Origin of the sequence: Binatus sp. (SeqCode) (genome assembly GCF_050013435.1) — a bacterium.
Taxonomy (GTDB): Bacteria; Desulfobacterota; Binatia; order Binatales; family Binataceae; genus Binatus.
Window position 1 is genome coordinate 16,512 of the sequence record NZ_JBEKFG010000022.1, and the last position, 26,440, is coordinate 42,951.

Annotated in this window: 25 protein-coding genes; 15 read left to right on the top strand and 10 right to left on the bottom strand. The window is 63.8% G+C overall.

Annotation, left to right across the window (positions count from 1 at the left end):
• Window positions 1-498: 498 nt before the first annotated feature.
• The 3 genes from ABSB13_RS06455 to ABSB13_RS06465 are packed head-to-tail and all read right to left on the bottom strand — an operon-like array spanning window position 499 to window position 3,714.
• Complete coding sequence (locus tag ABSB13_RS06455; RefSeq protein ID WP_428106625.1) at window positions 499-1,710, bottom strand: dihydrolipoamide acetyltransferase family protein; 1,212 nt, start codon at window positions 1,708-1,710, stop codon at window positions 499-501.
• Between the two features lie 27 nt (window positions 1,711-1,737).
• The gene (locus tag ABSB13_RS06460) at window positions 1,738-2,709 is read right to left on the bottom strand and encodes an alpha-ketoacid dehydrogenase subunit beta (protein WP_428106627.1); all 972 of its coding nucleotides are present in this window, start codon (window positions 2,707-2,709) and stop codon (window positions 1,738-1,740) included.
• A gap of 24 nt (window positions 2,710-2,733) precedes the next feature.
• Window positions 2,734-3,714 carry a thiamine pyrophosphate-dependent dehydrogenase E1 component subunit alpha gene (locus tag ABSB13_RS06465; RefSeq protein ID WP_428106628.1) on the bottom strand — a complete coding sequence of 327 codons (981 nt, stop codon included), beginning with the start codon at window positions 3,712-3,714 and terminating at the stop codon, window positions 2,734-2,736.
• A 155-nt stretch (window positions 3,715-3,869) separates the two neighbouring features.
• On the opposite strand from ABSB13_RS06465, the gene ABSB13_RS06470 reads away from it, so the two are divergent.
• From ABSB13_RS06470 to ABSB13_RS06515, 10 genes are all read left to right on the top strand, one after another.
• The gene (locus ABSB13_RS06470) at window positions 3,870-4,766 is read left to right on the top strand and encodes an NAD(P)-dependent oxidoreductase (RefSeq protein ID WP_428106630.1); all 897 of its coding nucleotides are present in this window, start codon (window positions 3,870-3,872) and stop codon (window positions 4,764-4,766) included.
• A 22-nt stretch (window positions 4,767-4,788) separates the two neighbouring features.
• Window positions 4,789-5,571 (top strand): hypothetical protein, encoded by a 783-nt coding sequence (locus ABSB13_RS06475; protein ID WP_428106633.1) that lies wholly within the window; start codon window positions 4,789-4,791, stop codon window positions 5,569-5,571.
• A 95-nt stretch (window positions 5,572-5,666) separates the two neighbouring features.
• Complete coding sequence (locus ABSB13_RS06480) at window positions 5,667-7,028, top strand: hypothetical protein (RefSeq protein WP_428106634.1); 1,362 nt, start codon at window positions 5,667-5,669, stop codon at window positions 7,026-7,028.
• Window positions 7,025-8,065 carry an AAA family ATPase gene (locus tag ABSB13_RS06485; protein WP_428106636.1) on the top strand — a complete coding sequence of 347 codons (1,041 nt, stop codon included), beginning with the start codon at window positions 7,025-7,027 and terminating at the stop codon, window positions 8,063-8,065. Before ABSB13_RS06480 ends, ABSB13_RS06485 begins: the two co-directional genes overlap by 4 nt.
• Before the next feature lie 10 nt (window positions 8,066-8,075).
• The gene (locus ABSB13_RS06490; protein ID WP_428106639.1) at window positions 8,076-8,981 is read left to right on the top strand and encodes a DUF58 domain-containing protein; all 906 of its coding nucleotides are present in this window, start codon (window positions 8,076-8,078) and stop codon (window positions 8,979-8,981) included.
• 2 nt (window positions 8,982-8,983) lie between these two features.
• Entirely contained in the window at window positions 8,984-10,879 is a 1,896-nt protein-coding gene (locus ABSB13_RS06495) for a BatA domain-containing protein (RefSeq protein WP_428106641.1), read from the top strand.
• Window positions 10,872-13,457, top strand: a complete 2,586-nt coding sequence (locus ABSB13_RS06500) for a VWA domain-containing protein (RefSeq protein ID WP_428106642.1) — start codon at window positions 10,872-10,874, stop codon at window positions 13,455-13,457. The genes ABSB13_RS06495 and ABSB13_RS06500 overlap by 8 nt, the downstream gene beginning before the upstream one ends.
• 14 nt (window positions 13,458-13,471) lie before the next feature.
• Window positions 13,472-14,029 (top strand): pyridoxamine 5'-phosphate oxidase family protein, encoded by a 558-nt coding sequence (locus tag ABSB13_RS06505; RefSeq protein ID WP_428106645.1) that lies wholly within the window; start codon window positions 13,472-13,474, stop codon window positions 14,027-14,029.
• A 66-nt stretch (window positions 14,030-14,095) separates the two neighbouring features.
• Entirely contained in the window at window positions 14,096-15,016 is a 921-nt protein-coding gene (locus ABSB13_RS06510) for a hypothetical protein (RefSeq protein WP_428106647.1), read from the top strand.
• Between the two features lie 58 nt (window positions 15,017-15,074).
• A complete protein-coding gene (locus ABSB13_RS06515; protein ID WP_428106649.1) occupies window positions 15,075-15,470 on the top strand; it encodes a DUF983 domain-containing protein in 396 nt (131 codons plus the stop codon).
• Window positions 15,471-15,501: 31 nt separating this feature from the next.
• On the opposite strand, the gene ABSB13_RS06520 is transcribed toward ABSB13_RS06515, so the two are convergent.
• From ABSB13_RS06520 to ABSB13_RS06530, 3 genes are all read right to left on the bottom strand, one after another.
• Window positions 15,502-16,698: a pyridoxal phosphate-dependent aminotransferase gene (locus tag ABSB13_RS06520; protein ID WP_428106651.1), complete on the bottom strand. Its 1,197-nt coding sequence runs from the start codon at window positions 16,696-16,698 to the stop codon at window positions 15,502-15,504.
• Between the two features lie 232 nt (window positions 16,699-16,930).
• Window positions 16,931-17,134 carry a helix-turn-helix domain-containing protein gene (locus tag ABSB13_RS06525; RefSeq protein ID WP_424672422.1) on the bottom strand — a complete coding sequence of 68 codons (204 nt, stop codon included), beginning with the start codon at window positions 17,132-17,134 and terminating at the stop codon, window positions 16,931-16,933.
• Between the two features lie 189 nt (window positions 17,135-17,323).
• Complete coding sequence (locus ABSB13_RS06530; protein WP_428106654.1) at window positions 17,324-18,784, bottom strand: acetyl-CoA hydrolase/transferase family protein; 1,461 nt, start codon at window positions 18,782-18,784, stop codon at window positions 17,324-17,326.
• A 129-nt stretch (window positions 18,785-18,913) separates the two neighbouring features.
• Between ABSB13_RS06530 and ABSB13_RS06535 the strand changes: the two genes are divergently transcribed.
• Window positions 18,914-19,507, top strand: a complete 594-nt coding sequence (locus tag ABSB13_RS06535) for a hypothetical protein (RefSeq protein ID WP_428106656.1) — start codon at window positions 18,914-18,916, stop codon at window positions 19,505-19,507.
• A 411-nt stretch (window positions 19,508-19,918) separates the two neighbouring features.
• Here the strand turns inward: ABSB13_RS06535 and ABSB13_RS06540 are convergent, their stop codons facing one another.
• Entirely contained in the window at window positions 19,919-20,266 is a 348-nt protein-coding gene (locus tag ABSB13_RS06540; RefSeq protein WP_428106658.1) for a bactofilin family protein, read from the bottom strand.
• A gap of 173 nt (window positions 20,267-20,439) precedes the next feature.
• Between ABSB13_RS06540 and ABSB13_RS06545 the strand changes: the two genes are divergently transcribed.
• Together ABSB13_RS06545 and ABSB13_RS06550 are read left to right on the top strand one after the other, a co-directional pair.
• Window positions 20,440-22,359, top strand: a complete 1,920-nt coding sequence (locus tag ABSB13_RS06545; protein WP_428106661.1) for an alkaline phosphatase family protein — start codon at window positions 20,440-20,442, stop codon at window positions 22,357-22,359.
• Between the two features lie 2 nt (window positions 22,360-22,361).
• Window positions 22,362-23,144, top strand: coding sequence for an SDR family NAD(P)-dependent oxidoreductase (locus ABSB13_RS06550; RefSeq protein ID WP_428106664.1), 783 nt, complete (start codon window positions 22,362-22,364; stop codon window positions 23,142-23,144).
• Between the two features lie 33 nt (window positions 23,145-23,177).
• Here the strand turns inward: ABSB13_RS06550 and ABSB13_RS06555 are convergent, their stop codons facing one another.
• On the bottom strand, window positions 23,178-23,639 hold the full coding sequence (locus ABSB13_RS06555) for a VOC family protein (protein WP_428106666.1): 462 nt from the start codon (window positions 23,637-23,639) through the stop codon (window positions 23,178-23,180).
• 63 nt (window positions 23,640-23,702) lie between these two features.
• Between ABSB13_RS06555 and ABSB13_RS06560 the strand changes: the two genes are divergently transcribed.
• Together ABSB13_RS06560 and ABSB13_RS06565 are read left to right on the top strand one after the other, a co-directional pair.
• The gene (locus ABSB13_RS06560) at window positions 23,703-24,308 is read left to right on the top strand and encodes a TetR/AcrR family transcriptional regulator (protein ID WP_428106668.1); all 606 of its coding nucleotides are present in this window, start codon (window positions 23,703-23,705) and stop codon (window positions 24,306-24,308) included.
• A gap of 333 nt (window positions 24,309-24,641) precedes the next feature.
• Window positions 24,642-25,076, top strand: a complete 435-nt coding sequence (locus ABSB13_RS06565; RefSeq protein WP_428106671.1) for a cupin domain-containing protein — start codon at window positions 24,642-24,644, stop codon at window positions 25,074-25,076.
• 99 nt (window positions 25,077-25,175) lie between these two features.
• Here ABSB13_RS06565 and ABSB13_RS06570 read toward each other — a convergent pair whose 3' ends face one another.
• Window positions 25,176-25,961, bottom strand: coding sequence for an SDR family NAD(P)-dependent oxidoreductase (locus tag ABSB13_RS06570; RefSeq protein ID WP_428106672.1), 786 nt, complete (start codon window positions 25,959-25,961; stop codon window positions 25,176-25,178).
• A gap of 28 nt (window positions 25,962-25,989) precedes the next feature.
• Window positions 25,990-26,440, bottom strand: a 451-nt coding sequence (locus ABSB13_RS06575; RefSeq protein WP_428106674.1) for an SDR family NAD(P)-dependent oxidoreductase, incomplete at its 5' end; no start/stop codon positions are given.

The window sequence follows — 26,440 nt, forward strand, 5'->3', positions numbered from 1 at the left end:
GAAATCACTTTATTGAATGTGAAACCCACCGTGGGTTTCACACTTCCCTGGGCAGGGGTGACCCCTGCACCGCAGTGAGAAGACGCGAAAATCTGCGCAGCGCATCTTTTCGCGACTACGCGATGGGCAGGGCTGACGCCTGCACCGCGGGGCTGAGCCCTGCACCCAATGTTAAGGCCGCACTCCGTTGTCGCGCGCGGACCCTGCACCCGCAGGGGGAAGAAGAAAGATGCGGCCTGACGGCCGGTTGGGACTTTTTTTGTGTCATCCTGAGCGCAGCGAAGGAACCCGGATCCGGGATTCTTCGCTCCGGCAGCCTTCACTCAGAATGACACGAGTCGCCGCTCGTCTTCTCGTCAACCTGAGCGCAGCGAAGGTCCGGGTCCCTCCACTGTGCTCGAGATGACGGAGAGAAATTTGGAATTTGGACCCGCACCCGACGCTCGACAACTCGCGTCGGCCTCGCCCTGGCAGGGCGAGGCCAGGATCCGGGGGGAATTAGGCGCCGTAGTTGAAGAGTTCGATCACGCTTTGAAGGAACTGCGCGGCGGGCGCCCCGTCAAGCACTCGATGGTCGAAAGTGAGGCTCAGCCAAAGCATCGCGCGCTTGGCGATCTCGCCGCGATAGACGGCCGGCTTCTCGACAATTCGCCCGACGCCGAGGATTCCGGTCTCGCCGGGATTCAGAATCGGCGTGAACGCGTCGATGCCGAACATCCCGAGGTTGGATATCGTAAACGTGCCTCCGGTTACGTCTTCGAGTTTGAGCTGACCGGCGCGCGCTTTTTCGCCGAGTGCGCGGCTTTCGACCGCGATCTCGCGAAGTGGCTTGCTCTCGGCGCGATTCACGACCGGAACGATCAGCCCCTCGTCGAGTGCGACCGCGATGCCGACGTTCGCATTTGCGCAAAGTACAATCTCCGTGTCGTTGCCGCTTTCGTTGAGCCGCGCATTCATTCGCGGATGCCGCATCAGGGCGCGCGCGACCGAATGAATCATCATGTCGGTGTACGAAAAATCGAATTCGCGGGACCGGCGGGCGCGTAACTCGGTCGCCGGCGTCACGTCGGCTTCGGCGGTGATAGTGATCTGCGCGCTGGAGCGAAGGCTTTGATGCATCCGCTCGGCGATCACCTTGCGCACGCCACGAAACGCGACGCGATCGGCGGACGGCGCCGATCCCGCTGAGGGCGCCGGCGCGGATTTGGCGGCGCGCTCGACGTCTTCGCGAGTGATCCGTCCGCCGGGGCCGCTGCCTTCGATCTTATCGAGATCGACGCCGAGTTCAGACGCGAGTTTGCGGGCGACCGGGCTTACGGTTTTTCGATCCCGCCCGCTCGCATTGGGCGCGGCGGTCTGACTCGGGTTGACCGCGGCGGTCTGGTTGGTGGCCGGCGGCGAGGTCGCGGGTGAAGCGCGATGGGCAGGGGCGGATTTGCTATAGCGCGCCGCGACGGTGGCGACATCCTCGCCCGCTTCCGCGATCACGGCGATCGCCGTGCCGCATTCAACGGTTGCGCCCTCGTCGAACATCGCGATCGCCAGCGTACCCGACGCGGGCGCTTCGACCTGGTAGAGCACTTTCTCGGTCTCGACCTCGTAGAGCGGCTCGCCCGCGTTGACGCGATCACCCTGGGCCTTGAAGAAACGCTGAATCGTTCCTTCGCGCATCGTCAGCCCGAACTTGGGCATCGTAACTTCGACTGCCACAGTCAGTTCCGCAAATGGCGGGCGCGGCTATCGACCGGCCACGTCGCGAATCGCAGCTTCGATGCGAGCCTCGTCCGCGATGGCCGCCTTTTCCAGCGGCGGACTGAACGGAATCGGCACGTCGAGCGAGGTGACGCGGCGGATCGGTGCGTCGAGGAAGTCGAAGCCCTTGTCGGCGACGATCGCGGCGATGTCCGCGGCGGCGCCGCCGCGCAGGTGGCCTTCGTCGGCGATCACGATTCGATTGGTTTTCTCGACCGAAGCAAGGATTGCGTTTTCGTCGAGCGGAACCAGCGTGCGCGGATCGATTACTTCAACCGAGATTTTTTCCTTTTCGAGTTTTTCCGCGACGCTCATCGCCTTCGCCACCATCGCGCCGATTGCGACCACCGTTACGTTGTCGCCGGGGCGCTTCACGGCGGCCTTGCCCAGCGGCACGAGGTGCTCGCCGTCGGGGACCTCCCCGCGCGACCAGCCGAGCGCGCCGTGCTCGAAGACAATCACGGGATTGTTGTCGCGGATGGCGCTTTTGAGCAGGCCCTTCATGTCGGAGGCGTCCGAAGGGACGACCAGCTTGAGGCCGGGGACGCTAAGAAATTGCGCGTACACCGTTTCGGAATGCTGCGCGGCCGCGCCCCCCATCGCGCCAAACACGGCGCGAAACGTGATCGGCATGGTGGCCTGTCCGCCCGACATGTAGCGGAGCTTGGCGGCCTGGTTGCAGATCTGGTCGAAGGCGCAATAGAAGAAGCTGGCGAATTCGACTTCGCAAATCGGGCGCGTCCCCGCCATCGCGGCGCCGACCGCCGCGCCGACGAAGCCGGCCTCCGAAATCGGGGTGTTGCGCACGCGCTTGGCGCCGAACTTGTCGATAAGGCCCTTGGTCGCGCCGAACGCGCCGAGCACGACGTCCTCGCCCATCAGGAAGGTCAGCGGGTCGCGTTCCATTTCTTCGGCGATGGCCTGGTTGATCGCCTGGATAAAACTGATTTGTGGCATGACGATTTCTCCGATCGCGGGTGCTCAGGTGTTGTTGTAAACGTCGTCGGTGACTTCCGACGGTGCGGGCAGTTCGCTCGAGCGTGCGAATTCGACCGCGTCGGCGAGTTCCTTTTCGGTGTCGGCGATGATCTTTTTAAGTTCGGCCGAGCTTATCTTGCCGCTCTCTGCGCACCACTTCTCGAATCGAATCAGCGGGCATTTGCGCTTCCATTCCTCGACTTCGGATTTCTCGCGATAGGAGCCGTCGCCAAGAAAGGCCTGTTCGCCGACGACGTGCCCCTCCCATCGATAGGTCTTGCATTCGAGCAGGGTGGGACCTTCGCCCGCGCGGGCGCGTGCGACGGCCTCGCTGGTGAAGCGAAAGACTTCGAGCACGTCGTTGCCATCGACGATATGGCCGGGAATGTCGTAGGCCTTCGCGCGCACGGCGATGTCTTTGACCGAGGTCACGGTCGCCATCGGAGTGAACTCGCCGAAGCCGTTGTTCTCGCATACGAAGACGACCGGCAGCTTCCAGACTGCCGCGAGGTTCAGCGACTCGTGGAAGGTGCCCTCGTTGGAGGCGCCGTCGCCGAAGAACGCCACGGTGACATCGTCCTTGCCGGCGATCACGGCGCCCAGCGCGGAGCCGGTGGCGATAGGCAGTCCAGCGCCGACGATCCCGTTGGCGCCGAGGATGCCGAGCGAGTAATCGACGATATGCATCGAGCCGCCCTTGCCTTTGCAGTAGCCGGTGCGCTTGCCGAAAATCTCCGCCATCATGCGATCGAGGCGTCCGCCCTTGGCGATCAGATGTCCGTGGCCGCGATGGTTCGAGGTGATGCGATCGGTCTTGCGCAGCGCGGCGCAGACCCCGGTGGCGGAAGCTTCTTCGCCGATGGAGACGTGGACGAAGCCGGGAAGCTCGGCGGCCATCGCCAGGTCTCGCGCCTTGGATTCGAAATGCCGGATCTTCTGCATCGTGCGGTACATCTCGAGCAACTTGTCCTTGCTGATATCCATGAAGAGTTAGCCTCCGTGAAGATTGCGGGGAACGGGCGATGAATGTCCCCGGCGAGCGGAAACTATCCCCAACCGCAGCAATCGTCAAATGAGCGGGCGGGCGCCGCCCGAGCCGAATTCATTGCGACATTCAGCGGGAGTGGTAGGCTCAGCCGATGACACAGAAAATCGGGTTCGTAGGACTGGGCGCGATGGGTCTGCCGATGGCGACGAATTTGCTCGCCGCCGGATACCATCTGACGGTCTACAACCGCACCGCGTCGAAGGCTGAGCCGCTGATTGCCAAGGGCGCGCGCCGCGCAGAGCGGGCCGGCGACGTCGCGCATCCGGGCGGTATCGTGGTCTCGATGCTCGCGGATGACGCGTCGGTCAAGGCGCTGGTGACGGGCGAGGATGCGCTCGCCGAGCGAATTGCGCCCGATGGAATCCATGTCTCGATGAGTACGGTGTCGCCGGCGATCACGCGGGAGCTTGCCGCATACCACGAGATGCGCGGGAGCGTGATGGTCGCGGCGCCGGTGTTCGGGCGGCCAAGCTCTGCACAGGCGAAATGGTTGTGGGTCTGCACTTCGGGGTCCTCCGACGCGAAGGCCAAGGTGAAACCGATCCTTGAGGCAATGGGGCAGGACATATTCGATTTTGGCGACAATCCAGGCGCGGCGAACGTGGTGAAGCTCGCGGGCAACTTCATGATTGCGGCGGCGCTCGAGGCGATGGGCGAGGCGGTCGCGATGATGCGCAAGAGCGGCGTCGATCCGGCGGCGGCGCTCGAGATGCTGGCCAAAACGCTCTTTGCGGCGCCGGTGTACCAGGGCTACGGGCCGGCGATAGCACATGGGCGATTCACACCGGCGGGCTTTCGCCTCCCGCTCGGCCTCAAGGATATCGACCTGGTGCTGCAGACCGCAGCCGCGGCGAACGCGCCGATGCCGGCGGCGAGCCTGCTGCGCGATCGATTCATCTCGGCGATAGCCAAGGGGCGCGCCGACCTGGACTGGTCCGCGATCGCTCTGGGAGCGGCCGACGACGCCGGACTCAAGGAATCGCGCTAGCAAATTTTCTTGCGGGACGCGCGTGACGAAGTACGTCCGCCATATTTTCGCGCTCTCTGTATGCATCGCTGCGATGCTCGCGGTCGCGCGTCCGTCGCACGCGATCGACTTCTATGAAATCGAGATCTACGACACGGATACCGCGCCGGCCGGTCATCTGGCGCTCGAATTGCATTCAAACACGACCTCGACGGCGACCGGGCAGTTGGCGAAAAGCGAGATGGACGTGCACCAGGTACACGAGACGCTCGAGGGCTCGTACGGGCTCGTGAGCTGGCTCGAGGTCGGGCAGTATTTGGCCACCGCGAAGCTCTCCAACGGCGACTACGAATATTCGGGCTCGCGCACGAAGGTCCATTTCGCCGTCCCGCAGACCTTCGAGTGGCCGGTGCAGTTCGGCGCCAATATCGAGCTCGATTACATGCGGCGCGCAGCCGAGGAAAATCCGCTGTCGCTCGAACTGCGGCCGATCGCCGGCGCGAGCTACAAGGGATTTCGGCTGGTGGGGAACTTCGCGTTCGAAAAGCCGTTCAACGGTCCGCAGACCCATCGCGGGGTTCAAATCGAGCCGTCGGGCGAGCTGCTCTATGCGCTCAACCACTGGGTTTCGCCGGCGCTGGAATACTACGGCGACATGGGACCGATTCAGCCGCTGGAAAAGGCGCAGGAGCAACAGCATTTCATCGTACCCGCGCTGAATTTCGATTTCATTGCGCAACTCGAGCTCAACCTCGGCGTGGGAATCGGCGTGACTCGCGCAAGTCACGGGATATTTCTGAAATCGATTGTCGGCTGGACGTTTTAGGCGCTGCCGGGACAGGAAGCAGTGGGGCCGGAGATTCATCGTTGCTTGGTTGGCGGGGCTAATCTATCCTCGATTCACGCGCTTGGCGCCTTCAGATGTCGTCTCCTTCACAAGACCGGCGAGCTGATGAGAAACTCGGGCGAATCCTCGGCCGGGTAGGTTCCGTCCGCACGCGACTCAACTCGCTGGCACTCCAGCACGCGATTTTCTACACGCTGGCGATCGCGATCGCGGGCGGCGCCGCAGTTTTTGCCGGTGCATACTGGCTGTCGCCGCTCGCCTTTCTGGGTGGCACTTTGGCGCTGGCCGTTATTGGCTGCGCCGGTATCGCGAGCGCAGTCGGCGCTGCGTGGCGGATGCGCGCCAGCGCGGTGCGGGCAGCGGCGGTTGCCGACGATCGGGCCGAGCTGAAAGGGCGTCTTTCGACGATTGTCGCGCTCGCGAATCACCAGGCCCGCGGCTCGCTGTGGGCGTACCTGGTTGAAGACACACTCGGCTATCAGGACCAATTCGCGGGCGCGCGGATCGAGCGGCGCCGCGTGTCGCGCGCGATCTATCCGCTGGCCGGAGCAATCGTGCTGGCGATGCTCGCGATCCCGATTTCAAAAATCAAGCACGCGCCACCGATCGCATCGGGCAGCGGACAGGACGACCTGACGGTCGATCTGGACGACCTGCATCTGCGGCCGGCCGATCCGGGCGATGAATCGGGGATGCCGGTCACGGCAGACGCCGCGACCATGCGCCGGCTCGAGGAAAAATTGGCCCGGGAGGGCGCGGCGAACGGCGAGGCCGGCGGCAATTCGCTCAACCAGCTGGTGAATCGCGCGCGCGGCATGGCCGGGCATTTGCAGAACAAGCTTACCGGACAGCAGGCGGCCTCGAAGCAGCGCCTCAACCTGCGCCTGGCCGACGCGGGCGCCGATCAGGATCAAAAAGAAATTCGTCGCGCTCCCGAGACGCCCAAGAATCGGCACAGCGACGTCGCGGGACAGTTCAAACAGGACCAGCCGGAGTCCAACCGCGAGGGCGATCTGCCCAGGGAAGACGATTCGCGCCAGCCGATTTCCAAGCCGTCGCCCGGCGGCTACGGTGAGCACGGCGCGGAAGCCGACGCCGGCAAGGATAACCCCGGCGATCAGGACAACAGCCCGACCGATCGCAGCACCCAGCAAAGCGGCGAGAATGGCGGCAATGGCGGCGCGGCGCACGGAACCGGCGCCGATCCCGACAGCCTGTTCGGCGCGCCTGCGGCGGCGAAGCTCGGCACCGAGGGTTTCGAGATCGCAATCGAAGCGCGACCCGTCGATAACGGCGCGAAGGGCGCCGGTCACGCCTACGTTGCGCCCAAAGTGCGCGCGCCGCTCAGCGTGAACCAGGAGCCGGACGAGCCGGTGGCGCGAGCCGCGGTGCCGGCCGAAGATCGAACTACTATCAGGCGGGTATTCGAAAGATGAGCAGCGTGCAGGCGGAAACGCCAACCGTGGCGGATTTCGCCCGGACGTTCCGGCGTATTCAGGCGGAGATCCACAAGCTGATCGTCGGACACGAGCAGGCCGTCGAGGAGTTGCTGTCGGCGCTGTTCGTCGGCGGCCACGTGCTGATCGAAGGCGTTCCCGGCACGGGCAAAACGACGCTGGTCAAAACGCTGGGGCTGGCGCTGAACCTGAGCTTCAACCGAATTCAATTCACAGTCGATCTGATGCCGGCCGATATTACCGGCACGCGCGTGATTTTGTCGGGCGACGACGGGCGGCGCGAGTTCACCTTTCAGCCGGGACCGGTGTTTTGCCATATCCTGCTCGGCGACGAAATCAACCGCGCGACGCCCAAGACCCAGTCGGCCCTGCTCGAGGCGATGGCCGAGTTGCAGGTGACGGTAGCGGGCACCACCTACCGCCTCAAACCGCCGTACTTCGTGATGGCGACGCTGAATCCGATCGAGATGGAGGGCACCTATCCGCTGCCGGAGGCGCAACTCGATCGCTTCATGTTCAAAGTCCGTTTGAACTACCCCGGCGAAGGCGAACTGACTCAAATCATCGCGTCGACGACCGGGCCCGAAGAAGCGGGGATCGAGGCGGTTTTCCACGCCACCGAAGCGCCCGGGCGAATCGAGGCGCTGAAAAGGCTGGTGCGCGAAGTGATGGTGGCGCCGGCGATGGAGACCTACGCGGCGCGACTGGTGCGAACCACGCAGCCGCAGAACTCGCGCTTCGTGACCGAGGAAGCCGGGGCCGTGCACGACGAGATGGTCAATCGCTACGTGATGTTCGGCTCGAGCCCGCGCGGTGCGCAGGCGCTTATCCTGGGCGCCAAGGTGCATGCGCTGCTCGACGGGCGCGCCAATATCGCGCGTGAAGATATCGAGCACGTGGCAGTCGCCGCGCTCGCCCATCGCATCATACTCAACTACGCCGCGCTGTCCGACGGAATCGACGCCGCGCACATTGTCGAGCGCGTCATCAAGTCGGTTCGCGCCGGGAAGCCATAGGCAGCCGGCGATGCTCGAAGCACGCGCTTTCGAGCCGGAATTTTTGCGCAAGCTCGACCGCCTGGTGCTGGGCATCAAGCGCGCCCGCACCGTGCGCGCGGGCCAGCGCGCGCTGGGCAGAATCCAGGGGTTCGGAATCGAACCGGAAAATTTCAAGGCGTACGCGCCCGGCGACGATTTGCGCTTCCTCGATTGGAACGCGTTCGCGCGGTTTGACGAATTGATGCTGCGAACCTACCGCGTCGATCGCCAGGTCGAGGTTACCGCGCTGGTGGATGCGAGTGCGTCGATGGGATTGCCCGAGCGCGACGACAAGCTGGGGCTCGCGTTGGCGATCGGCGCGTCGCTCGCATACATCGGGATGGCGGACAACGACGCGGTTCGAATCGGCGCGTTCGCGATGCAGCGTGGGGCGATGAAGCTCGACGCGACGCCGTTTCATCGCCGCCGCGAGTCGTACCTCAATTTCAGGCCGTTCGTGATGTCGGTGAAGGCGGGCGGCGAGACCCGCCTGGGCGCGGCCGTCGATCAATTGCTGCTGCAGCGCCGGCCGGCGGGGACGGTGGTCGTCATCTCGGATTTTCTGGTGAACGAAAGCGACGTCGAAGACGCGCTCAAGCGGCTGGTGGCGGCGCGCCACGAGGTAAAAGTTGTCCACGTGATGGGCGAGCAGGAGAGCCTCGCCGCGTATCCATCAGGACTGTTTCGCGTGCGCGACGCGGAGACCGGCGAAGTGCGCGAGACCGTGCTGGGTCCGGCGGCGGCTGCCGCGATCCGGCGCAAGATCGAAAAGATAGCCGCGCGCATACGTGAGCTCTGCACGATGCACGCGATTACTTATGCGCAGGCGTTCGGAGCGGGCAATCTGGAAAGCATTATAGAGCGCGAACTCCCGCGGCTCGGAATTGTGAGATAATCGTGGGCCTCCTCAATCCGCAGAACTTCGTTTATGGACTCAGCCTCGCGCTGCTGGTGCTGATCTATCTGCGCTCGCGCTCGCGTCCGACCATCGAGGTGTCGAGCCTGATGCTTTTCGACGAGGTGCCCGCGCCGGTTGCGAGCGTCCGTCACGTCCGGCTCGAGCCGCTGTTCTGGCTCGAGATGGCGACGCTGACTGCCCTGACGCTGGCGATCGCGGGATTGTACGTGATGAGGCCTCGCACGCCCGGTCACGGCCGGATCCATGCGCTGGTGTTCGATCTCGGCGCCGGGATGAGTGCGCGCGAAGGCTCCGGCACGAGACTGGACCAGGCCCGCCGGGATGCGATGGAAATAATCAATCAAGCGCCGGCTGGAGACGAGTTCGGCGTCATCGCATACGCACTCGAGGCGCAGGCGCGCCATCCGCAGACCGCGAACCTGGCTGACCTGCGCAAGGCGCTCGACGATCTGGCGCCCATGGCGGTGCCCGCGCGCACGGCGGCTCTGCGAGCGGCGCTGATTCGCGCGCGCGGCGCCTCGGAGATCGAACTGTTCGCCGATCGGCCGCTCGCGGCTGCGATTTTGGCCGACGCCGCATCGACCGCGCGCGTAAATTTCCACCTGGTCGGCTCCGGCGACTCCAATCTGGCGATCGTGTCGCTCGATCCCGGTATCCCGGGCTCGACGCGTGGCCGCGCCGTGATTCACAACTTCTCCGCGCGGCCTTCTCCCTGCGAACTGGCGATCGATCTCGGCAACCACGAGGAGTTTCATCAGACCCTGATGCTTGCGCCGCGTGAACAGCTCGTCGTCCCGTTCGGACCGCTCAAGACCGGAGGCGTGCTGCACGCGCGAATCCTGACTTCCGATGCGATCGACGCGGACAACGACCGCTACGCGTACGCGCCGTCCGATGATGCGGCGCGGGTCCTGGTCCTCTCGCCCGACGCCGCGGTGCGCGACGATATCGCGCGCGTGCTGCTCGCGGTCAACGCGAATTTTCAGATCGAGACCGCCGATCCCGCCAGGTATCCTGGCGGTGCCAGCGTATCCGGCGCGAATGCGAAGCCGCTCGAACTGGCTGTGATGCACGATTGCTACGTGCCCGCGGCCGGGGCGGCGTCCACGCTGCTCATCTATCCGCCGCAACCTGGGAAGAACTTGCGGTACGCGGCCGGAATCGGAATCTCCGTCAACGCAACGATTGCGAGCGCGGACATTCGCAGCGATGCGCTGGGCGAAGCGCGCGGGATCGAATCCGTGGCGCTGGGCGCGACGCGAATTGTCGCGATCCCCGATTGGATGGATTTGATTGCGACCGCGACCGGCCCCGCTCATTCGTCGATCCCGATGGCCGCGATCGGGCGCGGCGCGGGCGGTCCAGTCGGCGTACTCGCATTCGACATCCGCGATCATCTTTTGCTCGCCCCCGATCATCTCGACGCGCTGGTGCTGACGGTTGATCTGATCAAACAACTGACCGCGCCGCGCGATATTTTGATCGTGCCGACCGGCGCCGACGTCAGCCTGCCCGCATCCGGAGCCGCGCGCGTCACCCAGCCCGACGCAAGCGTGCGGACCGTCACGGCCGACAAATGGGGGCGCGTGCGAATCCGTCCGCTGCAGGCCGGGCGCTACAGCGTCGAGTCGGGGGGCGAGACGACGCAGGTGTTCGCCAACTATTACGACGCGGCCGAGTCCGACCTTGGCGCGAAATCGCAGGCGCAAGCCGGCGCGCCGGCGGAAAATGGCGCCAGCCGCTCGAATGCGCAATCCGCCGGGGAAGTGCAGCCGCTGGTTTTCATTCTGGTCGCGCTGGCATTGCTGGCCCTGATCATTGAATCCGCGATCCTGATTGGCCACGCCGGCCGCTGGGGGATGCGCCATGTTTGATCGGCCGCATCTGCTGTGGCTGCTGGTGCTCATGCCGGTCGCGGTGGCGCCGGGAATTCTCGCGATGCGCGGTGGAACGCGGCTGGCGGGCGCCGCGGCTGCGGCACTTCGCGCGCTGTGCGTTGTGGCCCTGGTCGCGATGCTCGCGGGGCTGCGCATTTCGGGGCGTATCGCCGCGCAGAGCGTTGCGGTGGTCGTGGCGCTCGATGAGTCGCGCTCGGTGTCGCCCGATCAGCAGGATTGGATGCGCGGCCAGGTCGAACAGTTGAAGTCCGCGATGGCGCCGGGCGACCAGCTCGGGATTGTCGGTTTTGGCCGCGACGCGCGGCTGCTTGCGCCGCTGACGGATCCCCGGCTGCTGGGGCATTTCGGCGACGGCGCCGATGGCGGGGCCACCAACATTGCCGGCGCGCTGACCGCGGCAGAAAGCCTGTTCGAGCCGGAAGCGGACAAGCGAATCGTGCTGCTGAGCGACGGCAACGAAACCGAGGATTCCGCGACGGCGGAGGTTCCCGCGATGCTCGAGGACGGTGTGCGAATTTTCGCCGCCGCGCCGCCGCCGTCGGCGACCGAGAGAATTGCGGTCACCGACTTTTATTCCCCCGACACGGTCCGCGCCGATCAGCGCTTTGCATTCGGAATCGACGTTGACAGCGAATCACACTCTCCGCTCGCCGCCACGCTCAAGCTCTACCGCGACGGCGCCGCAGTCGGCGTGGAAGCGATTGCGCTGAAGCCGGGGCTGAACCGCTTCGAGCTACCCTATCGGCTCGAGCGCGCGGGTGCATATCTGATGAGCGCGGAAGTCTCGATTGATCCTCCGCGGGTGGCGTTGAATCCGCGGGTCGAGGCGGCGATTTCGGTTACCGGCGCGCCGCGGATTCTGATCGCCTCGGCCACGCCGCCGGAAAGCCTCGTCACCGCGCTCAAGCTGCGCAACTACGCGATTGATTTCGTGTCGCCCCGCAGCCTGAGCGAACACCCGGTGGATTACCTGCCCTATCAGCTGGTCATCCTCGACTATGTGCCGGAGGGATCGCTGACGCCCGCGGCGCAGCACGCGCTCAATCGCTACGTCGCCGACTACGGCGGCGGGCTGGTCGCGACGGGCGACACCTTGCGCGAGGAGCAACTGGCCGGCGGCGAGCTGGAAAAGGCGTTGCCGGTAAAATTTGTGCCGCAACCGCCGCCGCCGTCGCGCGAGCCGATCGCCGTTTACCTGTGCATCGATCGCTCGAACTCGATGAGTTACGACTCGCGCTACCCGGCGGTGCGCGACGGCGAGCGAATCCGCTACGCCAAGCAAGCCGCGATCGCGCTGCTGCGCCAGCTTGACGATACTGATTTCGCCGGCGTGATCGCGTTCGATTCGCAGCCCTACGTGCTCGCGCATCTGCAGCGGCTCGGCGAGGATCGCGGCGAGCTCGAAAACCGCATCGACCGCCTGCAACCCGGCGGTGGCACCGACTTCAAGGAAGCGCTCGAAATCGCGGGCCGCGAGATTCTGCAAAGCGGCATCCCGGTGCGCCAGGTGATCCTGCTCACCGACGGCGACACCAACCGCCAGTATCAGGACCACGACGATCTGATCGCCGAATTCGCCCGCCAGCACATCCCGGTCTCCACCATCCGCATCGGCCCCGACCTTGCCAACCTGCGCTTGCTGCAGGACTTCGCGCAGGCGACCGGCGGCGTTTTCTATCGCGTGCAGGATATCGAGAAGCTGCCGCTGCTGCTGGTCGGATTGACGCGCGAGGCGATGAACCGGCGCAAGCCGGATCGCACCACCGTCGAAGCCGGGGAGGCAACCACGATGCTGTCGGGCATCAGCATCAAGGAGATTCCGCCGATAGATTTTTTCGCCGCCGCCCAGCCCAAGGACGGTGCGCAAGTCGCGCTCAAAATCGCGCGCGCCGGCAAAACTGCGCCGCTGCTCGCCGCGTGGCAGTATGGACTCGGGCGCACCGCGATTTTCGCCGCCGAGCCCGATTCACTCGCCAGCCTGAGCTGGATTCGATGGAACCGCTACGCGGAATTCTGGTCGCAGCTGGCGGGTTGGACGATGCGCCAGGGCGACTCCGGGATGTTCACGATGCGCGTCCATGGTGCACCTGACGGATCGATCACGGTCGAGGCTGAAAGGGCCGATGCCACTCCCGTCAGCAACCTGGTGTGCCGGATCACCGGGCCGGGACGCGCCATCGACGTTGCGATGACCGAGGCCGACGCCTCGATCTATCGGAGCGAAGTCGGGCCGCTGCCACGCGGCAAGTACGTCGCGACGCTGATGTTCAAAGCGGGCGATTCCGAAAAAGTCGTCGAGCAGCGCGAATTCGCCGCCGCCGGATCGATTCCGGCCGACAGCGCCGAGCTGCGCATCAGGCCGCCCAATCTCGAACTGCTGCGCCGGCTGTCAACCGCGACGCACGGCGCGTTCGACGCGCCCGCCGCGACAATTGTCCGCCATAGCGGTCAGACCGTGGCACTTCGCCGCAGCGCCGATCCGTGGCTGATTCCCCTGGTGATCATGCTGTTCCTGGGAGAAGTGTTTGTGCGTCGCCGCTATCTCGGCGATTGACGATGGAGCGCTTCATGAAAATTTCCGCTGCCAATCTTTCCCGTCTCCTGGCCGCTGCCGTTCTCCTGGCCGCCCTCGCCAGTCCCGCCGCGACCGCGATCGCTGCTACTTCACCTCGCGACGCCGACGCGCTTGCCAAGTCCACCTACATCTATATTGCAACGGTTCGCAAAGACGGCAACCAGAGCCGGGCCGTGCCGGTGTGGTTCATTCCAACCGGCGACAACCAGGTCCTGATCGAAACCTCGCCGACCAGCTGGAAGGCCAAAAGAATCAGGCGCGGCAGCCCGGCGCTCATATGGATTGGCTCGCCCACCGGGCCGGCGTTCATCGGCAACGCGGAGATCGTCGAGGACAAGGCGCTGCAGGAGCAGGTGCTCGCGGGTTATCCCAGGAAATACCTGCTCGCGCGAATCGGCTATGCGCGTCCCACTCGCGCCAAACTGGATTCAGGCCAGATAATTGTGATTCGAATTTCGCCAGCGCGAGACCTGCCCGACGGATTTCAGTCTGCGCCTGGAACTCCGGCGCCCGCCCTCGACGAGAAGACAAAGCCCGCTACCGCCCAATAGAACGTGTCTTGAAATTGGTCCGCCACTAGTCCAGCATTCCAACCCATGCGTTTAATTCGACTGGCAATGGCTTTGGCTGTTACCGTGCTGGTAGCGAGCACGAACTGCTTGGCGAGCGACTTCGGATCGCTGCGCGAGCCGGATTTCGACTTCCTCACGCCCGCACCACATCAATTCGACATCGAAGCCGAAGATACCTACCAGTTCCTCGTCGGCGCCAACACGCTGCGGCGCCGGATCAACTCATTTCCCGACAGCGCGATTAGCTTGCAGAACGATCTCGGCGTCTCGCAGATGCAACTTCCCGAGGTGCTGCTTTCGTACTGGTTCGACAGCGTCAACGCCGCGCAATTCCAATTCAGGTACTTCGGTTTGTATGGCAGCAAGTATGAAACTCAGCCGCTGGCGTTTGGCGGAACGATAATCTCCCCGAACCAGGACCTGAATCCCGGCGGTGACCGATGGTACACGTTCGGTGGATACTACGAGCGCCGCCTGACGCCGCTGTATCAGAATCGCGAACAGGGATTGCCGGTCTTTCTCCAGGGATGGGACACCCGCGTAAAAGTCGGACTCGAATTCACGTATAACGATTTTCGAATCAACGACGGCTCGCCAAAGTTCAGCCAGGTTTCGCCGTTCGAGGCGCGAATCCGCTTCCATGAGAAGGGGCTGCCGATACCGGCGATCGGGCTCGAGGAGCGGCGATGGCTGGCGCCCACCGTCGCATTCGAGGTGACCGCGCAGGGCTATTGGGCCAACAAGTGGGACTCCGGCCGCAGCGAGGGCGGGACGGTTTACGACTCGCAATCGGGCTTCGAGACCCACTGGCGCGTCGTTTACTCCAACCGCGACTGGCGCGGTTTCTCCCCATTTGCCGGCCTGAGCTACTACTACTCGAAGTACACGCAGACTTCGTCGGGCGTGGGCAATTTGCTGCGCGTGCAGATGATCGGTCCCGAGCTCGGCTTCAACTGGAGCATCTGATCCTCGCGTGACATAGTCGCTGGCCTCACGCGCGCCGCGCGGTTATATCAGGATCGTGGTGAACGATTCCCCATCCGCGCTGATCAAGTGCGTGCTCAATTGCCGATGCCCGGTATGTCGAGACGGCGCGATCTTCCGATCGCACTTCAGGATGAATCGCGAGTGCCCGCGATGCGGCGTCGTGTTCTGGAAGGATCCGGGCGAGACCTTGGGCGCGATGTATCTCGACTTCGCGGTGGCCTCCGGCTCGTTCCTGATCTGCTGGGCGATTTTCGCCTTCGCCACGCGACTCTCCGATGCCGTCCAGATGTTTTTTCTGAGCGCGATCGCCGCCGGCAGCGTGCTGCTCTGCTACCCGCTCACGCGCAGCGCGTGGACCATGCTGGTTTATCTGTCGGGCGGAATCGAGCGCCCGCCCTTGCGCACCATCCAGGGCGGCAAGAAAGCTTCTTGACCCGATTTCTCAAGCCTCGAACCGGCGTACTTTAGTCTCGTCCTGACAATTTCGGCCGCGCCGCCAGCTTCTCCTGCAGATGGCTGAGGCGCTCGGCGGCTGCCGCGATCGTCTCGTCGCTTTTCGAAAACGTGAATCGAATCTTCCGATGCCCCAATTCCGGCCGATGGTAAAAGCTTGAACCGGGCACCGCGGCGACGCCGACTTCATCGAGGAGGAAATCCGCCGCCGCGAAGTCGTCTTTGAATCCGAGCCCGCCAATCTCCGCGACGATGTAATACGCGCCGTCGGGCTTGCTGCATTCCAGGCCGGCCCCCGTGAGCGCCGCGTACAACGCGCCGCGCTTGCGCTCGTACATCGCGGTCAGCTCCGCATAAAACGATTCCGGCAGCCGCAGTGCGAAGGCCCCGGCTTCCTGCAGCGGATGCGGTGCGCCCACCGTCAGAAAGTCATGCACCTTGCGAATCGCCGCGGTGATTCTTTCGCTGGCGATCGCGTACGCCAGCCGCCATCCGGTTATCGAGTAGGTCTTCGACAGCCCGCTAATCGTCACCGTCCGCTCGGCCATCCCCGCAAAGCTCGCGAGCGATACATGGCGCGCGCCGCCGTAGATGATGTGCTCGTAAATCTCGTCGGTGATCGCCAGCGTGTCGTGACGCAGGCATAGCGAGGCGATCGCTTCGAGCTCGGCACGCGTGAAGACCTTGCCGCTCGGATTGTGCGGAGTGTTGATCACGATTGCCTTGGTGCGCGGACCGAATGCAGCTTCCAGCTCGGCGCGATCGATCGAAAAATCCGGATCGCGCAGCGCCACGTAACGCGGCGTCGCACCGGCCAGGATCACGTCGGGCCCGTAGTTTTCGTAAAACGGCTCGAAGATGATCACCTCGTCGCCGGGGTTGACCACCGCCAGCATCGTCGCGATCATCGCCTCGGTCGCGCCGCAGGTTACCGTGATGTTGCGGTCGGGATCGCACGCGATGGCGTTGTAGCTGCGCACCTTGTCCGCGATTGCGCGGCGGAAATTCGGCGAGCCGTGGGTGATCGCGTACTGATTGTAATCCTCGTCGATCGCGCGCTTGGCCGCTTGCTTGATTTCGGCCGGGGCGGGAAAGTCGGGAAATCCCTGCGCCAGGTTTACCGCACCGGACTTGAGCGCGCGCCGCGTCATCTCGCGGATTACGGATTCGGTGAACAGTCGTGTCCTGGCGGAAATGTCAGTCGGCATGATTCTGCCCGAATCATCGCGCGCGAAAATTCGATGCGCGCGGCAACTCGGTTGTTCGGATTCTAGCCACGCGCGTGCGCGCGCGACAACTTGCCCCATTTCAATGTCAGCTTAAATTGAAAATTAACCGCGAACGGAGGATCGCGCTGACTTCAGCGGCGAATCGGGTCAGACGAAACCGGGGGTACTTTGAGCTCAGCGAAATGCGGTCGCGGCGCTACGATGCCGCCGGCTAATCGGCCCCTTCCCCTTCCAGCACGCCGCTTCCCTGGCGCAGCCGCCATTCGTCGATTACCTCGACGTTGAAGCGCCAGTCGCTTCCGATCTTGAAACCTGGCAACTGTCCTTTCTTGAGCAGGCGGTAGATCGTCGAGCGGTGTACCCGCAGATACTCGGCCAGCTCGTTGACTGTCAGCACCTTGGTCGAGGATGCCATCCTTTCACTTCCTCTTTAGTGCGCCTATCCATTCCTATGCTGGCAAATAAGCCACCATAAAAGTTGAACTGCGCTATAGACCTCCTTATTGGACTATTTTCATCCCTAGGTCAAGCCTTGGGGGGATATGCCGCGCCTGATTGTGTTATTCAGCACTGAATCGGCGCTGTTTTCGTGCATTTTGACCGTCTAGCCGAATAGTCGGTTGGCCGCTTCCCTCAGCTCCGCGCGATGGTCCGGGTGAGCAATCGCGATCAATTCGGCGGCGCGCTCGCGATGGTTCTTGCCCAGCAGCCGCGCGATTCCAAATTCGGTCACTACGGTATCAGCGAAATAACGCGGCACCGTTACCAATGCGCCGGCTTCGAGTTGCGGCACGATACGCGAAATCGCACCGCCCACTGCGGTTGATTGCAGCAGCGTAATCGCGCGTCCGCCCGGGCATAGAAACGCACCGATATGAGTTTCCGGCTGTCCTCCCGTCCCGTTCATCATCCGCGCGCCGAGCACGGTCTCCGAGTTGATCTGGCCGGTCAGATCGATACTGAGCGCATTGTTGATCGACGTCTGCCGGTAGTTCGAGGAAACTGTCGCGAGCTTGAGCACGTACTCGGGATCGTAAAGCTCGAAGGCCGGGTTGTCGTCGATTATCCGCAAGTCTTCCGGATCCGAGCCCGTCCACGCGACCGCCACCGCCTTGCCGCGATGAAGCGTCTTGCGCCGGCCGTTGATGATCCCGGCGTCAACCAGCCGCGCGATTCCCGGCGCGACCATCTCGGTATGCAGCCCCAGGTCGTGCTTGGCGTCGAATGCGCCCAGCCGCGCCATCTGCGATCCGGGTTCTCCGATTCCGATCTGAATCGTCGCACCGTCTTCGACGAGTTCGCTCACGTATCCCGCTATCGCCTTTAACTCTTCGGCCGGCTGCGCAAGCCCGAGCAACACGCGCAGATCCGAAACCGGCGTGCGTTGCAGATACTGGGCGATCGGCCAGATCCGTTCGACTCCTGCTTCCGCGATGATCGCGCGGATGCCATCGCGCTTTTCCGCGTCCATCGCCGCAAGCGCCCGTTCGAGAGCCGCCAGGTCGGGCGGCGGCGGAGTTCCCTCGACGAAATAGTCGAACTCGGAGACATGCATGTAAACGTCGCCGTAAGTGCGCGTCATGCTCGCGTCAACTTCGGCGATCGCACGGCGCGCGCGCCGCACGTACATCCGCTTGTTCCACTGATGCGGCCCGAAGCTGACGAATCCCTTGGCGTTGGGCGTGGTGACGTTGACGAAGGTGAAATCTATCGGCTTGTCTTCGGCCGGCCGTTCGTCGTGCGGCTTGAAGCCGGTCGAAAATAAATTGGGCAGGTAGGTGGCCGCACGGCTGTCATGCGACGGACGTCCCAGGTTGCCGATGAACAACTCGAACTCCAGCCTGAAATGCGCCGCGGCTTCTCCGCCCAGCCATCCCGGGTCGATTATCGGCGACGACATCCTGAGATCCACCACGCCGCCGATCTGCCTGCCGCGCGCCGCCAACGCGGCCTGCATCACGGTTCCCGCCGCGAGCGGGAAACTCACCCGCATCCCCGCCTTTACCATTGCGGCCGCTTCGTCAGCCGAAATTGTGCGCGATCGGTAATACTCCTGCCAGTTCATTTGAGCGCTTCCTCTTGGATGTGCCAGCCCCTGCCGCCAACGAACCGGGACTTCGAACCGACACAATGCCCCATTGACCGCGTGTGCGGCAAACTTGTTCGCCCCCACCCGAGCGGCTAGCTTTCGAGCATGCTGATTGCCGACGGCGAATTGCGCTACGACATCCGATGCGCCGGTGAGTTGATCGCGGTCGAGGAGGAAGCCCTGGCCGCCGGCAGGATCCACGCCGTCCGGCGTCCCGCCAGCGGCTCCAACGTTTACGAAGTCGAAGCCGAGCTCGACGACGCCGGGCTCATCCGGCGCGTAGTCGTGAGCTACAGCCGCGGCCCCTTCACCCGCAATGCCACCTACGAATCAGCCGACAATTTTCTGCGCGGCAACGTCGGTGCGATGGGCGGGCGCAACAACTTGACCACCAAGCTCGGGCGTTATGGCGAAGTGGATGCCGACATGGTCATCTTTCGCGCGCTGACCATCGCCCACATTCGCGAACGCGGGCAGACGCGATGGACCGGACGGGTGGCGGCAATCGATCCGAATACCCTCGTCGCTGCCACCAGCAAACAGTCGTGCCGCCAGCGTGGCAACGATCCACACGTGTGGATTTACGAACCGCGGATGGGCGACTCCGAGGAAATTGAGATCGACGACTCGGGACTGGTGATACGCCGGCGCGATTCCCGCGGCATCGAAACCGTGCTGGTCTCGAAGACGATTCGCTGAGGAAGGAACCGGGATTCTTCGCTCCAGCAGCTTCCGCTCTAGAATGACACAACAATGAAGACGACCCTCGTGTCATTCTGAGCCGCTGCGGCGAAGAATCTCGACGGGCGCTCCAGCGTCCGGCGCCGGCGGACACGCGCTTACGCGCGCGAGATCCTTCGCTGCGCTCAGGATGACACAAAAAAAGTTCTAACGGGGACGAAGTCCCGCATCTTTGTCTTAAGTCTTAACATTGGGGCCGCGCCCGCCAACGGCGGGCGGCCTTGATACTGGGTGCAGGGCTCAGCCCTGCCCATCGTGTAGTCGCGAAAAGATGCGCTGCGCAGATTTTCGCGTCTTCTCACTGCGGGTGGAGGGGCTGCAGCCCCTGCCCAAGGAAGTGTGAAACCCAGGATGGGTTTCACATCGCTGCTATGCAGCCAGCTTCTTCGCCGGCATCTTGCAATCGCCGTCGAATTGCGCGCCCTCGTTGAGCACCAGGCTCGGCGTATTGATCGTGCACTGCGCTCGCGCCGTCGCCATCAACTCGACGCGTTCGCGCGCCGTGACTTCTCCGCTGAACGCGCCCGCGATCGTCACCTTGCCCGCGGAGATCCGTGCGCTCACCACCGCGCCGCTGGCGATTACAACTTCATCGCCGGTGATCTCGCCTTCCGCTTCGCCTTCGATTTTCACCGGGCCGCGAAAGTTGAGTTTCCCCGAGGCCTTGGTGCCTTTTCCGATCCGTGACTCGAATCCCGATTCTTCGTTGAGCGCCATATACTGGTTGCCTTTCCCGGTTTGGGGTTTCACTATTGCGGGAATTCGCGAGCACACGCAATCTCGCCGGCCGGATCGCGAATGTGAATGAAGCGTTAAGTAATGCGCCGTACGTGGCTTGCACGCGTCACGTCGCGCGGTGCAATGTTTTTAACAGGGAGAATCGCCGTCAAATGAATCACAAATCCGGCCGGCTGCGTGAACATGGACCTGAGCGCCACGGTGGCCAGGGCCTCGATCCGCATCAGTATGATTCCGGCGACGCGACCATCCTCGCGCTGCTCGCCGAGACTCCAGCGGCCGATCACGTCGATCTCGTGATCACCTGGCGCGCCGGCGCGTACGAAGTTTGGTCGCGGCGCGGGATGATTCGATACAAACGCTTCGCCGATGAACGCGGCGCGCTGTCATTCGAAGTCGTCGAGCAAATTGGCCAAAACCCGATCGCAAATCAGGATCCATTCATCGTTTCCACCATCGACGAGGAACTCGACGCCGCCGCCCGCAGCGGCTTTTCCACCGACGATCCCAATCGCGCGTGGTTTGAACCCCACGTGCTGAGCCATCCTTACGCGTACGAGCGAATCGCCCAGCTCTTCGACAGTCCGCGCGCTCCCGATATCGTTCTCAGCCCCAAGGCCTACGCCTATGGAATCCAGCCGGGGCAGCACGGCGCGCTCGACGTGGTGCAATCCCGCGCGCCGCTGGTCTTCAGCGGTCCGGGCGTCCGCCGTGGACTCTTCAAGCTGGGGGCGCGGCAGGTCGATGTAGCGCCGACGATCGCGCGCCTGATGCGACTGCCGAAAATCGCCGGCCTCGACGCGTCGGGCTCGCCCGCCGAGGTTTACTTGAAGCGCCAGGACGGCAATCCGCTCCACGAAATTATCGACGATAACCCCGCGCGCCCGACTAATGCCTACATGTTCCTGCTCGACGGCCTGTCGCATTCGGAGCTGCGCCATCAGCTCGATACCAATCCCGGCGCGATTCCAAACCTCGCCGGCCTGGTCGCGCGCGGCGCGATGCTCTCGCACGGGTCGATCGTCAATTTCCCGAGCATCACGTGGCCCAGCCATTCGACGATTCTCACTGGCGCATGGTGCGGGCATCACGACGTCGTCAATCCCACTTTCCACCTGCGCGAGCATCGCGAGACCGTGCCGATTCAGGGCAACATCTTCGAGACCGAGCGTTTTCTCAATTCCGATGTCGAGACTCTCTACGAGGCCTTCAAGCGCGCCGGTGGCCCGGGCGTGATCACCGCGTCGATCCATGAACCGCAGGGACGCGGCGCCGATCATGCCGTGTTCGAGCGGCGGATCGTCGGCGACAAGGCGCGCCTCAAGGCGCTTACCATCGAGATGTCGGGCGACATAAGCCCGCGATGGGCGGCGGACAAGATGCCCACGATGACTCGCGAAGAGATCGTGGATATCCGCGGCGTTGCGCAAGCGATCAACCTCTTCGAACATTGCGGCGACTGCCCTCCCGTGTTCGTCGCGCACGAGTTTGTGATCACCGATGGCGCCGGCCACGACTACGGCCCCCATCACGAGGGGCTGCGCGAGGCGCTCCGTCGCACCGACAAAAGAATCGGCGCCGTGCTCGAGTTGTTTCGCGCGCGCGGCTTGCTCGAATCCACGCTCTTCATCGTCACCTCCGACCACGGGATGGCGGCGCAGCGCGTCGAGCTCAAGGCGAACCCGGCGCGCGAACCGGAGCGGGTGGGAATCCAGGGCGTGTTTGCCGAGCCGATGATTTATCTGCGCGATCTGCGCGTCGAGATCGTGCGCGCGCGCGATCTGCGCAGCATTGCGGTCACCGTGATGGACAACGACTTCCTGCCCGACGGCGAGCATCCGCCGATTGCCGGTGCGCGCGTCACGCTGAACGGCCGTGGCGGCGCCGTAATAGCAGAATCGCTAACGCCGGAGAGCGGACGGGTCGCATTTGCGACGCCCGCGGACTCCTCCGACGCCGAGCTGACGGTGGGCGTCGAGCGCGATGGGTTCAACCGCCGAGTGATCCGCGCCGATGGCGCATCGATCGGCAAAGATATTCGGCAAATCCTCTACGCGAATCTGAATTCATAAGAATGATGCGCGACCTCGACGGCAAGATTGCGATCGTCACGGGCGGCACGCGCGGACTTGGCCGCGCCATCTCGCTCGGGATGGCGCGCCTCGGCGCGACGGTCGCGATGAACTACCGCCGCGACGAAACGAGCGCCGCGCAGACGCTCGACCAGGTCCGTGCAGTCTCGCCGCGCTCGATACTCATCAAGGCCGACCTCGAGGACGAGTCGCAGGTGCGCGCGATGGTGACGCGCGCCGCCTCGGAGCTGGGCGGGCTCGATATCCTGGTCGCCAATGCGGCCGCGACCGCATTCAAGCCGCTGCTCGAAACCAAGCCGCACAATCTCGCCCGCACCTTTGCGCTGAGCATCAACGGATTCGTCGCCGCGGTCCAGGAAGCGAGCCGGGTGATGGGCGAGGGCGGGCGCGTGCTGATGATTTCGGGGATCGACTCGATTCGCAACCTGCCCGGCCACGGCGTGCTTGGCGCCGCCAAGGCCGCGCTGGAGAGCATGGTGCGCGACTTCGCCTTCGAGCTCGGCCCGCGCGGCATCACGGTCAACGGCCTCAACGTCGGTTATATCGACACCGAGTCGGCGCGCTTCTATGCGAACTACCTGGGCTACTCGTACGAGGATTTTCAGCGCCGATGCGCCGAGCGCTCCGCGCTGAAACGGCTGCCGGCGCTCGACGAGATTGCCGCCGTCGCGTGCCTGATCTGCCTGCCCGCGGCGAGCTATCTGACCGCGCAGACCATCATGGTCGATGGCGGCTTCACGCTAAGCTTCCCCGGCGTTAAGTGATGGCGCTCCGCATCCCGAACCGAATCAACGCCGTCACCCCTTGAACATTTGGTCGTAGCGGCGCTGCATCTCTTTGGGGCTCACTGACTCTTTGCGCGTAGCCAGCGACCATTGATGGCCGAATGGATCGGCGATCATGCCGGAGCGGTCGCCGTAGAACTGATCCGCAGCGGGGCGCAGCACCGTTGCGCCCGCCGCTTCGGCCTTTTTCATGACCGCATCGACGTCCGCCACGTAGAGGTGCAGCCGCGTGGGTGAGCCGCCGATGGTCGGCGGCGCAAGCGCGCCGAAAGCCGGAGACTCGTCGTTGAGAAAGATTACGCCGTCGCCGATCTTGAGTTCCGCATGGCCGATGTGGCCGGTCGGATCGGTGAGCCGATACCGCTCGACCGCATCGAAGACTTTTGTGTAGAACGCGATTGCGCTTGCGGCGCCCTTCACCGTCATGTGAGGGGTCAAGCTCATCGATCCTTTGGGCGGCTTGGTAGTTTTCATGATGGTTGCCTTTTTCAATTGACGTGATACGATACGTACCGTAACGTAATTGATGTGTCAAGCATGCCTTCCCAGACCAGGTCCGGCCCGCGGCGCGGCCGCCCGCGCGATCCGAAAACCCGAAGGAAAATTCTCGCGGCGGCGTCGGCGCTGCTCAACGAGGGCGGGATCGGCGCGGTCACGATGGAAGCGATCGCCGAACGCGCGGGCGTCGGCAAGCCGACCGTCTATCGCCAGTGGCCCAACGCGCCCGCGGTTGCGATGGCGGCGTTCGTGGAATCAACCAGGCCGTTGGCGCCGGCCGCGCGCGGGGGCCGGGTGCTCGAGGCGCTGCGGGTTCATCTGCGCAAGGTCGCCGAAACCTTCGCGACCCGAGCCGGCCGCAACACCGCCCTGATGATCGCCGCGGCACAGAACGACAGTGAACTTGCCAAGGTCTTCCGAAATCATTTCATCATGAAGAGCCGCGAAATCGGCCGGACTCTCCTGGATCGCGCGATTGCGAGCCGGCAGCTACGAAGCGATCTCAATATTGAAGCGGTGTTGGACCTGCTTTACGCGCCGCTGTATTTTCGTTTGCTGATTGGACATGGGCCGCTCGACGCGCACTTCACCGATGCGATCATCGACGCGGCTCTGGGCGGCCTCAAGCGCCGCCGCCGGATCTAGCTCCAGATTGCATCGTCGTCGCTGTTCCTGAGAATCCGGGTTCATGCCGGATTTTGGGGATGAACTATTCAGCCTGCCCCCGCCGGACTCGGCGTGCTATGCATACGCTATGGTCAATCGCCAGGATGGCCCGTGCTCGCATCGCTTGCTCAAAGTTGGGCGACGCCCGCTTACAGCGAATATTAATTTTGACGGAACGAAACTACCCCTGGTGGGCAGCCGTCTCAAAACCACAACAAATGGTATGAATTGCTGTTTTCAGCTCTATTCGATCACCCGAAAAATCAGCATTGTGCCCGTCGCAGTTTGAACGCTAGTCGCGGAGGTCCTCAAATGGCGCAAGAAATTAAAGATTCCGATCGCGCAAGGCAGGCCGATCAGGCAAAGCATCACGCAAGGCATCCCGATCACGAGAACTTTTTGGCCCAGGGCGGATTCGTCGCCGTCGATATCCGCGGCGAAATCGCGCGCCTCAAGCGCGAGCCCGCGTGGGCCAGCGGCGATCGCCACGGCAGCTCGCTGGTCAAAGGCGACGGAATCAACGTGGCGCTGATGATGCTGAAAAAGGGCGCGAAGCTGCAGGAGCATCACACGCGCGCGCCGATCACGGTGCAGGTGATCGAAGGCCGAATCAATTTCATCGCCAACGCCAAAACGCAGCTGCTGACGCCGGGGATGATTGTCGCGCTGGATCGCGCGATCGAGCATTCGATCGAGGCGCTCGAGGAATGCGCGATCGTTCTGACCGTTGGCGGCGAGCAGATGTAACCCGATGGCGCTGTACGACCGTGACTCGATCGTTTGCCTACGACGGCGGCGATTACATGTTCACCGTCGCGGAGCGATAGGGCGCGGCCGTCGCGAATCCTACACGCGCGCGCGGATGGCGCCGTCCACCGCGATCGATTCTCCCGTCACGAAGCCGGCCGCGGGCGACACCAGGTAGAGCAGGGCGCCGCCGAGTTCCTCGGGCTTCACGAGACGGTTGTCGGGCAGGTACTTGAGCATCGTCTTGCTGAATTCGTCGCCCTTGTTGGCGGGACTCGATTCATCGTCGAGCCATCCAGCCTCGATCGCGTTGACGCGGATACCATTGCGCGCCCATTCGAGCGCCAGCGCGCGCGTCAGGTTCAGGACCGCAGCCTTCGCCGCGCAGTACAGCGCGGCATTGGGGACGCCGCGTTGCGCGAGCACCGAAGTGATGTTGACGATGACGCCGCTGCCCTGCCGGAGCATCACGCGCCCGCCTTCCTGGCACGACATCCACACCGTCTTCAGATTGTTCTCCATGATTCTGTCGAACGCCGTGTCGTCGCTGGCCTCGGCCGGCCCAAAGGCCGGCGTGTCGAGCGCGTTGACGAGGATGTGCAATCCGCCGAACTCCTTCGCGGCGAGGTCGGCGGTGGCGGACAGATCGGCGCGCGTCGCCGCATCCTGCACGCGAATCACGGGCTTGGTCCCGGCCGCATTCACCAGCCTGGCGACTTCCTTGAGTTGCTTGTCGGTGCCGGGTTCCTGCGACGCGAGCACGACCCTGGCGCCGGCCTCGGCTAGCGTGACGGCGGCGGCGCGGCCGACGGAATGCTCGGCGCCGACGACCAGCGCGCCTTTGCCCTGGAGCGAGAAGTCATTTGACGCGTTCGAGGAGGCCATTTTTTTCAGCTCCGCTGCTTTTCTCTTTTCACTTTTCCACTGCCATCTGGTTCGTATTCGCCGGCGACACTCCGGTCGGCGCGATTCCGCCCGCCAGTCCGCCGCCGTCGATCGCGATCAGTTCGCCGTTGATATGGTTGGACGCATCCGACGCGAGGAACACCGCCAGCGGGCCGAGTTCGCTGTCCTGGCCGACGCGGCCGATGGGAATAAACTTGCCGCCCTGGAAAAACTGCATCGCCGCTTCGTCGTGCGGAAACACGCCGGGCACGATGCAGTTGGTCTGGATGTTGAACTGCGCGTAAGTCACCGCCATCGAGCGCGTCAACTGGATCACGCCGCCCTTGGCGCACGTGTACATGAAGTTGTGCTTGCCGCCGCGAAGCCCGTAGCCCGACGCGATGTTGATAATCTTGCCGCGATTCTGCTTGACCATCTGCGCAATTACCGCGCGGCATCCGTAGAACTGGCTGCTCAGG

Excerpts from the sequence above, each read along its gene's own strand:
- ABSB13_RS06460 (WP_428106627.1), bottom strand. The coding sequence starts at position 2,709 with ATGCCACAAATCAGTTTTATCCAGGCGATCAACCAGGCCATCGCCGAA.
- ABSB13_RS06465 (WP_428106628.1), bottom strand. The coding sequence starts at position 3,714 with ATGGATATCAGCAAGGACAAGTTGCTCGAGATGTACCGCACGATGCAG.
- ABSB13_RS06470 (WP_428106630.1), top strand. The coding sequence starts at position 3,870 with ATGACACAGAAAATCGGGTTCGTAGGACTGGGCGCGATGGGTCTGCCG.
- ABSB13_RS06480 (WP_428106634.1), top strand. The coding sequence starts at position 5,667 with ATGTCGTCTCCTTCACAAGACCGGCGAGCTGATGAGAAACTCGGGCGA.
- ABSB13_RS06485 (WP_428106636.1), top strand. The coding sequence starts at position 7,025 with ATGAGCAGCGTGCAGGCGGAAACGCCAACCGTGGCGGATTTCGCCCGG.
- ABSB13_RS06490 (WP_428106639.1), top strand. The coding sequence starts at position 8,076 with ATGCTCGAAGCACGCGCTTTCGAGCCGGAATTTTTGCGCAAGCTCGAC.
- ABSB13_RS06500 (WP_428106642.1), top strand. The coding sequence starts at position 10,872 with ATGTTTGATCGGCCGCATCTGCTGTGGCTGCTGGTGCTCATGCCGGTC.
- ABSB13_RS06505 (WP_428106645.1), top strand. The coding sequence starts at position 13,472 with ATGAAAATTTCCGCTGCCAATCTTTCCCGTCTCCTGGCCGCTGCCGTT.
- ABSB13_RS06510 (WP_428106647.1), top strand. The coding sequence starts at position 14,096 with ATGGCTTTGGCTGTTACCGTGCTGGTAGCGAGCACGAACTGCTTGGCG.
- ABSB13_RS06520 (WP_428106651.1), bottom strand. The coding sequence starts at position 16,698 with ATGCCGACTGACATTTCCGCCAGGACACGACTGTTCACCGAATCCGTA.
- ABSB13_RS06525 (WP_424672422.1), bottom strand. The coding sequence starts at position 17,134 with ATGGCATCCTCGACCAAGGTGCTGACAGTCAACGAGCTGGCCGAGTAT.
- ABSB13_RS06530 (WP_428106654.1), bottom strand. The coding sequence starts at position 18,784 with ATGAACTGGCAGGAGTATTACCGATCGCGCACAATTTCGGCTGACGAA.
- ABSB13_RS06535 (WP_428106656.1), top strand. The coding sequence starts at position 18,914 with ATGCTGATTGCCGACGGCGAATTGCGCTACGACATCCGATGCGCCGGT.
- ABSB13_RS06540 (WP_428106658.1), bottom strand. The coding sequence starts at position 20,266 with ATGGCGCTCAACGAAGAATCGGGATTCGAGTCACGGATCGGAAAAGGC.
- ABSB13_RS06545 (WP_428106661.1), top strand. The coding sequence starts at position 20,440 with ATGAATCACAAATCCGGCCGGCTGCGTGAACATGGACCTGAGCGCCAC.
- ABSB13_RS06550 (WP_428106664.1), top strand. The coding sequence starts at position 22,362 with ATGATGCGCGACCTCGACGGCAAGATTGCGATCGTCACGGGCGGCACG.
- ABSB13_RS06555 (WP_428106666.1), bottom strand. The coding sequence starts at position 23,639 with ATGAAAACTACCAAGCCGCCCAAAGGATCGATGAGCTTGACCCCTCAC.
- ABSB13_RS06560 (WP_428106668.1), top strand. The coding sequence starts at position 23,703 with ATGCCTTCCCAGACCAGGTCCGGCCCGCGGCGCGGCCGCCCGCGCGAT.
- ABSB13_RS06565 (WP_428106671.1), top strand. The coding sequence starts at position 24,642 with ATGGCGCAAGAAATTAAAGATTCCGATCGCGCAAGGCAGGCCGATCAG.
- ABSB13_RS06570 (WP_428106672.1), bottom strand. The coding sequence starts at position 25,961 with ATGGCCTCCTCGAACGCGTCAAATGACTTCTCGCTCCAGGGCAAAGGC.